12 protein-coding genes are annotated in these 12977 nt (G+C 46.5%); 9 read left to right on the top strand and 3 right to left on the bottom strand.

All coding sequences use genetic code 11. From position 1 onward, the window contains the following. Positions 1 to 186: 186 nt before the first annotated feature. The 9 genes from FBQ85_03410 to FBQ85_03370 all read left to right on the top strand — a co-directional run bounded on the left by FBQ85_03410 (position 187) and on the right by FBQ85_03370 (position 11108). Positions 187 to 1923, top strand: a complete 1737-nt coding sequence (locus FBQ85_03410; protein MDL1874206.1) for a T9SS type A sorting domain-containing protein — start codon at positions 187 to 189, stop codon at positions 1921 to 1923. Positions 1924 to 3216: 1293 nt separating this feature from the next. Further along, positions 3217 to 5478 (top strand): ATP-binding cassette domain-containing protein, encoded by a 2262-nt coding sequence (locus FBQ85_03405; protein ID MDL1874205.1) that lies wholly within the window; start codon positions 3217 to 3219, stop codon positions 5476 to 5478. A 13-nt stretch (positions 5479 to 5491) separates the two neighbouring features. Next, entirely contained in the window at positions 5492 to 6142 is a 651-nt protein-coding gene (locus FBQ85_03400; protein MDL1874204.1) for a hypothetical protein, read from the top strand. Continuing rightward, a complete protein-coding gene (locus FBQ85_03395; protein MDL1874203.1) occupies positions 6139 to 6543 on the top strand; it encodes a hypothetical protein in 405 nt (134 codons plus the stop codon). The genes FBQ85_03400 and FBQ85_03395 overlap by 4 nt, the downstream gene beginning before the upstream one ends. 34 nt (positions 6544 to 6577) lie before the next feature. Continuing rightward, positions 6578 to 7075 carry a hypothetical protein gene (locus FBQ85_03390; GenBank protein ID MDL1874202.1) on the top strand — a complete coding sequence of 166 codons (498 nt, stop codon included), beginning with the start codon at positions 6578 to 6580 and terminating at the stop codon, positions 7073 to 7075. A 470-nt stretch (positions 7076 to 7545) separates the two neighbouring features. Then, entirely contained in the window at positions 7546 to 8235 is a 690-nt protein-coding gene (locus tag FBQ85_03385) for a hypothetical protein (GenBank protein ID MDL1874201.1), read from the top strand. 408 nt (positions 8236 to 8643) lie between these two features. Beyond that, positions 8644 to 9711: an ABC transporter ATP-binding protein gene (locus FBQ85_03380; protein MDL1874200.1), complete on the top strand. Its 1068-nt coding sequence runs from the start codon at positions 8644 to 8646 to the stop codon at positions 9709 to 9711. A 243-nt stretch (positions 9712 to 9954) separates the two neighbouring features. Then, positions 9955 to 10356: a T9SS type A sorting domain-containing protein gene (locus FBQ85_03375; GenBank protein ID MDL1874199.1), complete on the top strand. Its 402-nt coding sequence runs from the start codon at positions 9955 to 9957 to the stop codon at positions 10354 to 10356. A gap of 74 nt (positions 10357 to 10430) precedes the next feature. Continuing rightward, complete coding sequence (locus tag FBQ85_03370) at positions 10431 to 11108, top strand: hypothetical protein (GenBank protein MDL1874198.1); 678 nt, start codon at positions 10431 to 10433, stop codon at positions 11106 to 11108. Between the two features lie 51 nt (positions 11109 to 11159). On the opposite strand, the gene FBQ85_03365 is transcribed toward FBQ85_03370, so the two are convergent. The 3 genes from FBQ85_03365 to FBQ85_03355 all read right to left on the bottom strand — a co-directional run. Continuing rightward, the gene (locus tag FBQ85_03365; GenBank protein ID MDL1874197.1) at positions 11160 to 11468 is read right to left on the bottom strand and encodes a caa(3)-type oxidase subunit IV; all 309 of its coding nucleotides are present in this window, start codon (positions 11466 to 11468) and stop codon (positions 11160 to 11162) included. Continuing rightward, entirely contained in the window at positions 11468 to 12142 is a 675-nt protein-coding gene (locus FBQ85_03360; GenBank protein ID MDL1874196.1) for a cytochrome c oxidase subunit 3 family protein, read from the bottom strand. Before FBQ85_03360 ends, FBQ85_03365 begins: the two co-directional genes overlap by 1 nt. Further along, positions 12108 to 12977 (bottom strand): cytochrome c oxidase subunit I (locus FBQ85_03355; GenBank protein ID MDL1874195.1); only part of this gene is annotated, 870 nt, incomplete at its 5' end. The genes FBQ85_03355 and FBQ85_03360, both read right to left, overlap by 35 nt.

The raw sequence follows: 12977 nt of genomic DNA, 5'->3' as shown, positions 1-12977 counted from the left end.
GTAGCGCGCTTACCTCCCACGGACGGCATAATAATCTTAAGCACGAACAAAATCCAATTCGATCTTCGCCATTAGCTTTTGTTTTGCCAAAACGGCCTCGATGCAGCTCGATGGTGCTGTGAATTAGGAACGATGCCCCTGGTTTTGGCAGCGTAACCTGTCAACTCGATTCTGGAAGAATTTGCCATGCGACTCTTTCGCCTTTGCTATTTCGCCCCCCACCTGATCACCGGCATATCGCTGGTGCTGTCCGGGCTCGCATTCGCGCAAACCACACAGCCCGGAGCTTCCCCGCTTCTTGGCACATTCACCTGGCAATCACACGCAGATAGCAATGCGCATCATTTTGACGAGGCGCTGATCTCGATAACCGTTACGGAGTTGGAAGGGCAGCAATTGCAAGTCCGTGCACGAGTCGATTTGGGCGAAGGCAAGGCAAGCGATGATTATGTGCGCAATCCTTTTGTCAAATTGCACGGGCAAACGCAGTACATTTTTCAAGGAACCATCGGCGGTAAAAAGGCCGAGCCAAATGCCGATCGCCTTGTGCCGTATGACACGCTGCTTGTTTTTCCCCAGCCTTTGGGAACGATTACCGGCTGGCATTTAGGCTATGAATCCTATGTCGACGGCTCGCATCCCACCACGCCACCCGTGGGCCAACGAGAAAGCCCGGCTTTGCTTGATACGGTTGCGCCGCAGCTCCGCAATGTTCGCCTCAGCAGCATTTCATCAACCACCGTTACCATTCGTTGTGAAACAGATGAGCCGGCGCGCACACAGGTTCAATACGGCCCCACGCTCACGTATGGAAATTTTTCGCCGCCCACTTCAGCATTGGCAATCGAGCATGCCATACAACTGACTGGGTTATCTCCGAATACCGGTTATCATTATCGTGTAATCGCAAGCGATGCCGCCGGCAATGCCGTTTATTCAACGGATGCAACTTTTGCGAGTGCGCGCCATGCGCCCGATACGTTGACCGTGCGTGATGACTTCAATCGCGCTGATCTTGGCCCGGATTGGACGCGTGAACCGGAATTCTGGCAAATCACCGAGGGCGAACTTGATCACACGCCCGAAGCCTGGAAATCCTGGCGCTATCTCACCGTTTACAATCCCGTGAGCAACGGCGACGGCCGCGAGATCATTGAGGTTTCGTATCGTTGGGGCAAAAACGTCACGGCCCTCGGTGTGCGCGAGGGCGCGCTGGCGCTCATGGTGGACGAAGATAGTCCGCATGCCAACGGTTATTGGCTCTGGCATCGTTACGGCCAGGTTTGGTTATGGACGATCAACAACGGGGAATATGTCGGTGGACGCGATCTCGGGCGTTGGCACGGTGCTTCTGATCCCGGCGCGGGCGATGTGGTCACCATTAAAATCCGGCAAGAACATGACGGCAATTATTTTGATTACTACATCAACGGCGACTATTCTGCCACCGCCGAAGATCCCGCCAGACATTTTCCAAAATCTGAAAACTGGTACGTGGGGTTCTTTCTCCGCGGCGAAGAGATGAACAATGAAATCGATGAATTCTCGCTGACCTACATTCAAAAGCCCGGTATTGCACCGGAAGCGCCTGCACCAATTGCGGCGCAGAATAACGATGCCAGACCACCGCAAGAATTCTTCATCGATTCAAACTACCCCAATCCTTTTCAGTATCTAACCCAAATGTCACTACATCTGAACGTGGCCAGTCGCGTATCCGCAGCAATCTACAACCTGCAGGGTCAGGAGATTTTGAGTTTGTATCAAGGGAGCTTGCCCACCGGCTCACATCAACTACGATGGCACGGTACCACTGAAACAGGCCAAGCGGCAAGCAACGGGATCTACTTTCTCCATGTGCTATTCACGACTGATAACGGCATGAAGGAGATGTTGACTCGAAGACTGATTCTGGCGCGCTGAATTCTCCGATCTAAATTTCTCCGCACATTTGTAGCGTCGAAATCGTCTTCGCAATTTGCTGCCGCTCCCAAACAGCAGGCTGCCTTGTAAAAAGCACCAGAAAATTTTTCGGCCGATAACATAAAGTGACGGCGTCGTTAGTGTGCATTGCGTAGCCATTGCAGTAATCCTCTTAAAAAAAATCTTGACATTGAATTCGAAAAAATTATATTACGACAACTTGTAAAACAAACTCAAGTATCTTGTGGAACGAATACTGATATCATATTCGTATGGGGCCGGGGTAAGAGTTTGAACATCCTGCTTGTACTTCATCCCGACCTTCTCAAATTTCATTAAATTCTAAGTTTCCCACATTTTCGTAACTCCATTATTAATTGCTATTCAGGTAAAGCCGCTGGTTCGTTGCCTATTCAGAACTGGTACTTATATCAGTGATGTACTTGCCAGCAGATAGTAGCCATCTGAATCTTGCATCAAAGTTTCAGAGGTGGCAAAATCGAGATTAAGTGAATTCCTCGGTTGCCTGAAACGCGCTGCTGAGTTAAGTCCACAATGCAATTAGCCCTTCAAAGTTAGAATAAAATTCTGAAAGTGTTTCGCCCACTGAAATCCCACTGAAAAGGCTTTATCTTTCTGTGGCAGTTCTACTTCTGTTGGCGAAGTTTTAAAAACCGCTCGAAGAGCTTCGATTTTCAGCTTGTCTAAAAATCGGTGTAGTCTATTAATCCTATTGAAAGTGAAATCTTAAAGGCAAGAACCTTTCACGCCAAGACGGAGAGCCGCAAAGAAAACTTTGCGGGTTCGTTGCGCCTTCATGTCTTTGCGCGAGGCTTTTTATTTTTGGTTCAGGCTCGTCCGGCTTATGTATATTGGATCATCATGCCGATCTTACTTGCATGACTTCGGTTGCGAGAATATTTCGCTTGCGATGAAAAGGAATGATTGCAGCATCGTAGATCATTTCGAGAAGAAAACGATTAGAAAATTAGACCATAGGCCAAACTCGACCATCCCCAATTTATTTCGTCTGTTGTGGCTTCAACAAATTTGGCAATCGTCCTCAAGGAACGTTGCCCGTTACTGCTGGATTTCTCTACATCGAAACGGGCGGAGTCATGCACTTCAATGAAAATCAAAAAAACTGAAGGTCTAAAGTAAATTTGCGCATCTGCTACGCTGTCGCTTTGTTACAGTGCATACCGCAAAAATCTAATTTCGAAATACGTCAACACATCCACATTGGGAAAAGACATATTCTAAACAGGACCAACAAATAAGCAAGCGACATATTTGACCAGAAATCAAGAAAATTTAGATAGTTATGCGCATTTAAAACAAAGACCGTTTATGCAATCCCTTTCGCATTTCAAAAACCTAGTCAAGGCACGATATGCTCTTATTCGGCAATATGAACAGGGCGACTGCGGGCCAGCTGCGCTCTTGACCGTTTTGAGATTTTGGAGAGGAAATACAACACTTGTTCATGTTCGGTCGCTTAGCCAAACGGATTCAAGTGGAAGCACGATGCTTGGCTTGGTTCAAGCAGCTCGGGCACTTGGTTTTGAAGCAAAGGGGGCAACTGGCGAATACGAAGACTTAATTAAAGAAGACATGCCATGCATAGCTCATGTTATCATGGATGATCGCCTCCAACATTTTATAGTAGTTTTTAAGATCAATGCCAAAGGTGTGATTGTTGGGGACCCGGGCAAAGGAGTATATAAACTATCCCGAAATGAATTTCTCGCCATATGGAGAGAGAAGGCAGTAATCCTGTTGGCTCCGAAGCAACTGTACCACGGTAAATCATCAACCTGGTTAAGCTGGATTCTCACTTATTTTCGAACAGAGGAATCTTGGCTTTATCAATCCATTTTTCTTGGTCTCATCTATACTGCGCTAGGACTTCTTGTGGCAGTATTTATTCAATCGCTGATCGACAAACTTATTCCGGAGCGAGATTATTTCAAAATCATCATTACAGGTTTTTTTCTGCTGGCGCTGCAACTGTTGAGAGCCCTGGCAGGATACCTGAAGCAAATGTTTCTGGTTGAGCTCAATAAACGCGTCAATACCAACGTCAATAGAGACTTTCTGAGCCATTTATTCCAATTGCCGCTTAGCTTCTTCGACACGCACAAGATTGGGGACATCACAGCGCGAATAAATGACAGTATTAAAATCCAACAAGTTATTCTAACAGTTATAGGAGTGACCGTCATTGACGGCTTGATTGTTCTGGGTTCCTTTCTCTTTTTGTTCATGCTTGCGAGGCCAATCGCATGGATCGCCATGGCGACATTGCCCCTTTATGCAGTTGTTTTGTTTTTAACCGCACGCAAAATAAAACAAAAGCACTATGAAACAATGAAAGCTTATGCACGGGTAGAATCCTTTTATTTTGACAGTCTGGGCGGAATAAGCGAAATACTGGGTTTTAACGCATCTTTATTCTTCGCGAAGTCGAATACACTCCTCTATGAGAATTTTCAGAACCAGGTAGCAAGACTTGGCCTGACGCAGGCAAAAGTTTCGTTACAAGCTGAGCTGTCCGCGGGCGTTTTGATCATGGGTACGCTCACGTTCGGCGCTATTTCAGTCATGAATGCGTCTCTGTTACTCGGGCAGATGATGGCTGCATATGCGATACTGGCAAACATGGTACCGGCAGTGAATCGTCTCGTGGAAGCGAACATATCTCTGCAGGGTGCATCCATGGCTGCCAGACGTCTCATGGATCTATTACTTGTTCCGAAGGAAAGCAATGTGGGACATCTGCCTTTCAAGATGGCGAAATCCTTGGAAATAATTGATGGACAGTTCACCTGGCCCAAAGGGAAATGCCTATTCAATAATCTCAATCTTTCGATTCAACAGGGGAGGATTACTGGACTTTGGGGAGTGAGCGGAGCAGGCAAAAGCACCCTTGTCAAAATCTTGCAAAGAAAATATCTGCTTTCGTCCGGAAAAATCTTGATTGATTCCTTACCAATAAATGAATTTGATTTACAAAGCTGTAGAAAAAATATTGCCGTCGTTCCTCAATCCGTGAAGGTGTTCAACGGTACAATTGCAGAAAACATATTGCTCGGGCGGCATATTTCGAATATCGAGGACATGGCAAAGCGATTAGATAGTTATGGCCTTACGGCCTTTATCTCAAGATTTGGGCATGGTATGTTTACCCCCATTGGCGAAGAGGGCCGTCAGTTGTCCGGCGGAGAACTTCAGCTCTTGGGACTATTGCGCGCGCTTTATGATGAACCCGAAATTTTGATTCTGGATGAGGGTATAAGTGCAATCGATGCGGAAATCGAGAGCTTCGTATTTGAGATATTGCGAAGGTATGCCAAACGCAACGCCGTCTTGGTGATCTCACATAACCTCAGAACCATCTTCAGAACTGATTTTACCTTTCTTTTGAGTGACGGCACAGTAATACAGAGTGGCACTCCCACCGAATTGCTGCATAAAAGCGGCCATTTCAGAAAACTTTGGGAGATTCAGCAAAATCACGAGTTCGAGTTGGAAGGAAGTTCGCATGCCCTATAGTATAGCGCCGTCATTGGCCTTGAACAAGGATGTCTATATCAAAACCTGGCAACTGTTCATAATTATCCTTCTCGCGAATCTGCTGGCAGGCTGGTTTTACAATGAACACGTCCTGACGCGTGATGTTTACCAGAATCTGCTGTCTGAACAACTGGAGGCCGAGCGGATCGATGAGTACTTCAATTTCATGAGAAAACTGACCCTTTGGGGATATATTTTTCAACCGATCCTTACATGGATACACGTCACGTTTCTTGTCTTGCTCATTCAAATGCCGCTTATTCTCATGATGATTGACATTCCATTTCGCCGGCTTTTTCGCATCGTCACATGCGCTTCTTTGCCAATGACCGCCTCTGCCTTCGTCAAAATTTTCTGGTTGAACAATCTACCCGCATCGGAAATCTCTCTCGCCAGCTTGAGCGTTGTACCTCTTTCCATTGCAAGCATTCTCGATGCGTCACAATATCCCCAGGCCGCATTCACAGTTTTGAACAAGTTCAGCCTATTTGAGGCGGCCTGGTGTTTTATCATTTACAAAGGTTTGGTGCGCACAGAAAAACTAAAGAAAGAGCTAGCTGCTTTCCTGGTATTCTGTATGTGGATGCTGCTCCTGCTGTTGCAGTGGGGAATCACAGCTTATTTGAACGGAGTTAGCGGATGACTAATTTTTTCAAAGGCACGATCAGTGCGATCTTTGGAATTTCTGCTCTCGCAAAGATTTTTGATTTTGAGAATACTGTCGTGTATTTTGCGAGTTTCACCAATATAAATAATGAAGTCGTTCACTATCTGGTTGCCACGACAATTCTGATTGAATTGACATTTGTTTGCCTTTTGGTTTTCAATCAGCGTAGTGCAAATACCGTTTACAGCGTCATACTGATAACTTTGATTGCCTTTCTGGGAACAAGTGTGGCCATGGCATTCATGGAGGCGGAGAATTGTGGCTGCTTCGGTACATTTCTGGAAGTAAATCCGCTGATAAGTGTTTTAAAAAATCTACTTCTCATTGTCATGACCTGCCTGTTGAAATACGATTCTCGGGGTATGAAACATGTATAAAAAAGCGTCGGCGGGAATCTTTCTGGTTTGCTTTTTGATCATCATCATCTGGCTGCTCCAGGCAGCTTTCCGACCAGCGGTACTGCCACTCGGAGCACACATGCCAGCCTTGGAGTATCATTCCTCCAAGGGGGTTAAACACCTTGCGCCGGATAGCAGCTACAGCACGATCGTCGTTCACTTTCACAGCCTTTGCAAATACTGTAAGTATCAACTGAATTTGTTCAATGAAAATCTCCATAGTTTCAATGATGTAAAGATGATCATCCTCACCACCGAGAAGAATTTTCTGCGCTCGGACAAAACAAATATGTGGCCGGAGTTGGAAATCGCGCAAAATGTGATGTGGGGTGAAGTTGATCCGAATCATTTTGAGAATCGCTTCGGGAGTCGTGCGGTACCCTATGTGTTCATTTTTGATCAATTCGGAAGATTGCTTTCGAAAATACGAGGCGAAGCCAAGTTAGACAAAATCTTGAAGGAATTGAATAAAACCGGTGGTCCGGAACGCCGGGTTAGCGGCCATAATTGACGCTCTCGCCGCGGAGCAATAGTCTTCAAATCTATTGACATTGGAGGTCATTATGAAAGAGCTTTCGTTGGAAGCAATGCAAGAGCTCAATGGCGGGCAGTTGCCGTTTGAGTGTGCACTAGCCTTGGCTGGGTACGGAATCGCTATTGCCGGCGCCGCTGCCGCAACGGGAGGAATTGGGGTATTTATTATAGGCCAACTAGGATTGTTTTCGGGCGCGGCAGGAATTATCTGCAGTTGCTCTGACATGTGCGGTTAGGTTGCTGCAAGTCAAATAAAATACCGTAAACTGTTTGATCATCGAGCAGGAATTTCGGATTCCTGCTCGATGAGTTCACTTTATCGTGAGCACATATTGTGCATGGTGCCCAATGGGAAAATCAGTATCAAATATAATGTTTGATTTATTTCGAATTAATTTTATCCTAATAAAACGATCAAGAAAGAGGGGGCATATTTATTTGCTCCTTGTGGCTTTAGCTTCACTCTCCCCTATATCATTTTGGACGTTATTGCTTTTTACAGAGATGCTTGACTTTGAAAGCGTGAAACAAACACAAATTGCGTTTAGTGCCGGCATACTGTTTATATCTGCGGTCGATGTCCTGTTCACACTATTGAGATTTCAAACCAGAACCCTGATAGAGCCATTTCATTTGAGCATCTTCCCAATCGGATATCTTCAAAAATTAAAATTCAACCTCATGATTGCCATCGTGGACCACAAATCATTGCTTTATTTGATGATTGCTCTCCTTTTCGCTGTTTTTTTTCTGAAAGAACTGTCTCCGTTAAAGGCGCTGCTTGGTGTAGTACTCATTCTTGCCTTTCTATTGACAATGATCGTTTGGTTTCATATCACTTATAGTCTTTGTGGAAATTTCTTCAGAAGAACAAAAAGCAATGCCCTAATAATATTTTATTTTGGAATTATCTTCTTTAACGTGGTACTCATCACAAAGAGATTGGATATATTCGGTGCATTACCGCTCATCAGTCACGCGGGCAACGCCCTTTACGCACTCAAAACCGGCAACATACAAGGAGCGCTCACCAATAGCCTGTTCTTGGGTCTGTTCCTAGTGAGCGGAATTATAGTATTGGCATTTCTTGCAACAAGAAGAAATGGGAATCCATACCCGAATAATTACTCTGAATGAAAACGGATGCAGCGGAAAATCTATGACAAAACCGCGAACACAGACTCTCGTAAAGATAAGCATGATCATGCTTCATCGCCAATTAACTTGGAGTTTCATCATCATAAGTGTCGCATGTAACGCTTTGCTATTGTCTTCGCTTGCAAAATCACTGTTTGCGGGCATGAATGTGTTTATTGGCATTGTTACCTTCAACTATCTGGTCACAGGATTTTTGTTTGCCAATATTTTTTGGGAAGGCAAAAACGAAAAAACCTGCTATTTTCTGTTCCCGACAGATCTCAAAAGGATCATATTCGCAAAAAACCTAAGCATCTTCATTCTCGTTCTGGGATTGTATTGTTTAACGGCACTTGTTGCGGCAGCACGACATGAATCCAACGTGCTTGACTTTCTTGATGCACTGGTATTACTCCTGACCTCCATCTTTCTCTTTTTCTGGCTCGGAAACTTCATTGCTGTTCGATTCTCTCTTCAGGATTCTACGGACAATCTCATCATCTCCCTGCTTCTGCAATTCGGCATGATGATGTTCGCTTCACTTCCCTATCTGATCCTGAAAGTGATATTTCAAAGCTACCTCTTGTGCGTGATATTCTTAATGGGTTCTGTGGTGGCGTGGTACTTTGTCATGATCCCATCAACTGCAAAAGCGTTGCAGAAACACAAGTTCGTCATTTTGGGAGATCTATCGTGAATGCCATCGTTTGCAAAGGGCTAAAAAAAAATTATAAGAAAAAAGCCGTTGCCCTGGAGCATCTGGATTTGTCCGTTCCCGCGGGGTGCGTTTTTGGCCTAATCGGTCCGAATGGCGCCGGGAAATCGAGCCTTATAAATATCCTGGCGGGAATCGTGCAAAAGGACGCGGGCGAAGTGTTTCTTCTTGGTGAAAAAGTGAATGATTTTGATTTTGAGTACAAAAGAAATGTCGGCTTCGTTCTAGAAAAGCCGGTATACTTAGAAAAACTCACGTCACAAGAGTATTTGGAATTTGCCGCAGCCATGCACGGCATCGAAAAAACCGTCGCAGAGAAGCGCATTGAAGAACTCATGCAATTCTTCGTTCTTTATGAAAAGCGAAATGACTTGATTGAGACTCTTTCAACGGGTATGAAAAAGAAGGTGTCGCTGGCAACAGCAATCATCCATCGCCCCAGGCTCCTCATTTTAGACGAGCCCTTGGAGGGAATTGATCCGCTATCATCAAAGACAATAAAGGATAATCTGCGCCTTATGGCTGAAAAAGGGGTTACGGTCTTTCTCAGCTCTCATGATCTCAATACCGTTGAAAAACTCTGCGATCAGATTGCAATAATCAGCAAAGGAAAAATCTTTTTCCAGGGTACAATGGATGATCTCAGAAGAAAGACTAACGGTGGCATCGTGAAGGATTCTTTGTCACTTGAAGAAATCTTCCTTGCCGTCATCTCTGAGAAAGGCGCCGTGAGGGAACCCCAGAAACTCTCCTGGCTTTAGGAAAGTTTAGTCTCATCTGACCTTGGCAATTACCCTTCTGGCATTCGCCGCATTTTTTCATAAGATCATCCGCTCAAACCTCAGGCAGGTGACGTAGTCACCATCAAAATCCGGCAAGAGCATGACGGCAATTATTTTGATTACTACATCAATGGCGAATACTCTGCCACCGCCGAGGATCCCGCCAAACATTTTCCAAAATCCGACAACTGGTACGTGGGCTTTTTTCTGCGCGGCGAAGAAATGAACAATGAAATCGATGAATTCTCGCTCACCTACATTCAAAAGCCCGGCATAGCGCCCGAGGCACCCGGCCGCTATGTGTCGCAGGAAAGCCGGACAATCTCTCGACCTCAATTCCACCTCTCCCCGAATTATCCCAATCCGTTTCGGCATTTCACTCAAATGCCGCTACATCTAGGCGCGCCCGGCCGTGTGTCAGCCACGATCTACAATTTGCAAGGCCAGCAGATTCAGAGCTTGTACAATGGAATTTTGTTCACCGGTACGCATCAACTGAAATGGTTTGGAACAACCGCTGCCGGTCAAGCGGCAAGCAATGGTATTTACTTCTTACGCGTGTTGGTTGAAGCTGACAATGGCACAATTGAAGTCTTGAGCAGGGAATTACTGCTGGCGCGTTAAATTTTCCGCACGAATTTTCTCAACATGGGTCACTACCCTCAAATTCATCACAAATTCAAACGGGAGACCATCTCATGAAACGTTTATTGGGACACATTTGTTTGGGACTCGGGATTTTAGCATTAGCCGGCGGGATGACAAAAAGTTTCGGGCAAGAAGTCCAGCGCTATAAAATTCGCTCGGGCATTGTCGAGTATAAACTCAGCGGCGTGCAAACCGGCAGCGAGACGATCTATTTTGACCGGTGGGGTATGCGCGAGGCCAAATACTCACAAGCGGAAACCAAAATGATGAACATGTCCATCAAAAAAAATATACTCACATTGTTGGATGGCGATTGGACCTACAGCGTCGATTTGGATGCGAAAACCGGAACCAAAGTGCCGACGCCCTTGCTCAAAGACCTGAGCGCACAAGCCAAACGCGAGGGCAAGGATCTCACGGATATTGGCGAAGATATCATGAAGCGCAGCGGCGCGAAGAAAATTGGAGAAGAAACGTTCTTGGGAAAACGTTGCGACGTTTGGGAAATCCAAAATTTGAAAACCAAGACCTGGGTCTGGCAGGGGCTCGCGCTGAAAACCGAGGCAAGCATGATGGGTAAAACAATTCTGATTGAAGCGACCCGCGTGCAGGAAAACGTGAACGTCCCTCCGGAGAAATTGACCTTGCCGAAAGGGGTGGTGATCACCGAAGGTCAGAACCCAATGGAGATGCTGAAGCAAATGAAGACACAGATGCGGAAGGAGTAATGGCTTTCAGCGAGATTAAACAAAAACCCCACTTTGGTGGGGTTTTGTGTTTTATGGCAGGCTCGTCAGCAAATTGCTCCAGGCCTCGCGCGTGACATAGTCGCTCACCAGAAAGGCAAACAAGATGATGAGCCACAAGAACCCGGCGCCGGCAAAAACCCACACCAGCTTGTCGCTGTAGCGCACATGCATAAAATACATGATCACCAGTGTGGCTTTGGTAATCGCAATCGACATGGCGATAAAGTTGTTGAGTGGGCCGAGATCGACAAAAGCGACTACCACAGTGACGAACGTCAAAACCATCAATGCGGCGAAAATTGTAAAATAGACTCTTTGCGGAACGAGATGTGGACCCATCAGTGGCGACCTATGAGATAAAGTAACGGGAACAGAAAAATCCAGACGATGTCGACGAAGTGCCAATACAAACCGAAAATTTCGATCGGGGAATTGTACTCTTTGGAATAACGCCCGCGCTGCGCTTGATAAATAAGATAAAACAAAATACCGATGCCGATGACCATGTGCAGCGCGTGCATGCCCGTCATGGCAAAATACACCGCGAAGAAAATTTGCATTTGCGGGGCATGCGCCTCCGCAGGATTAAAGAAAGGCCCGGGAACGAGGTGTTCATGAAACTTGTGGGTGTATTCGATAGCTTTGATGCCTAAAAATGCGGCGCCCAACACCACGGTAAACACGAGAAACATGATCAGTTGCTTGCGCTTGCTTTGCTGGCCGTAGAACACCGCCAACGCCATGGTCAAGCTGCTGCAAATCAAAATGGCGGTATTGACCCCGCCGAGCGTAATGTCGAGGTAGTGGCTGCCCTGGATGAAGGCCTCGGGATAGCTCATGCGATATATCAAGTAAACCGCAAACAGCCCGCCGAAAAACAGAATCTCTTGAATCAAAAACGCCCACATCCCCAATCCCGCCGCTTCGAACTGCTGGTCGAGATCATCAAAATGATGGGCAAGCGCCGGATGATGTTGCTCAGACAAGGGCGCCCTCCTTTTCTTCTTTGGCATGCTCACGCGCAAATTTCGCGTAATCATATGCCTCTTCCGTCACAATCGGCGTTTTTTCAAAATTTTGGGTGGGCGGCGGCGAAGGCGTCGTCCATTCCAAACCGGTCGCACTCCAGGGATTCGCGCTCGCGCGCGGGCCATATTTGAGCGACCAGAGAAAATAGATCAGCGGGATCAAATAGCCCACGCCCAGAATTGTAGCGCCCGCAGACGACATAACATTCAAGACTTGAAATTCTTCCGGGTAAACGTGATAGCGCCGCGGCATGCCGAGATAGCCCAACACAAATTGCGGGAAGAATGTCAGATTGAATCCCACGAACACCACCAATGCGGCAAAGCGCGCCCAGCCGTCGGGATACAACCTGCCGGTAATCTTGGGCCACCAAAAGTGCAGGCCGCCGAGATAAGCCATGATTGTGCCGCCGACCATAATGTAGTGAAAGTGCGCAACGATGAAATAGGTGTCGTGCACATGCACATCCACGGCCAGCGTCGAAAGAAACATGCCGGTGAGGCCGCCAATCGTGAACAAACCAATGAAGCCGATGGCGTACAGCATCGGTGCTTGATACGATACCGACCCTTTGTAGAGGGTCGCGGTCCAATTGAACACTTTGATCGCCGAGGGAATCGCGACTAGGAAGCTCAAAAAGGAAAAAACCATGCCGGCATAGATCGACTGGCCGGTGGTAAACATGTGATGGCCCCACACCAAGAAGCTGATCACCGCAATCGCGAGGCTGGAGAAGGCGATGAATTCGTAACCGAAAATTTTCTTACGGGAGAAGCAGGTGATCAATTCACTCATCACGCCCATGGCCGGCAAAACCAT

It is taken from the genome of Cytophagia bacterium CHB2 (genome assembly GCA_030263535.1).
GTDB lineage: Bacteria > Zhuqueibacterota > Zhuqueibacteria > Zhuqueibacterales > Zhuqueibacteraceae > Coneutiohabitans.
The sequence above is the reverse complement of the archived record's forward strand: the minus strand, read 5'-3'. Positions and strand labels throughout refer to the sequence as shown.

What these genes read in the sequence shown, in the direction of transcription:
- FBQ85_03410 (MDL1874206.1), top strand. Translation starts at nt 187, where the DNA reads ATGCGACTCTTTCGCCTTTGCTATTTCGCCCCCCACCTGATCACCGGC.
- FBQ85_03395 (MDL1874203.1), top strand. Translation starts at nt 6,139, where the DNA reads ATGACTAATTTTTTCAAAGGCACGATCAGTGCGATCTTTGGAATTTCT.
- FBQ85_03375 (MDL1874199.1), top strand. Translation starts at nt 9,955, where the DNA reads ATGAACAATGAAATCGATGAATTCTCGCTCACCTACATTCAAAAGCCC.
- FBQ85_03370 (MDL1874198.1), top strand. Translation starts at nt 10,431, where the DNA reads ATGAAACGTTTATTGGGACACATTTGTTTGGGACTCGGGATTTTAGCA.
- FBQ85_03365 (MDL1874197.1), bottom strand. Translation starts at nt 11,468, where the DNA reads ATGGGTCCACATCTCGTTCCGCAAAGAGTCTATTTTACAATTTTCGCC.
- FBQ85_03360 (MDL1874196.1), bottom strand. Translation starts at nt 12,142, where the DNA reads ATGCCAAAGAAGAAAAGGAGGGCGCCCTTGTCTGAGCAACATCATCCG.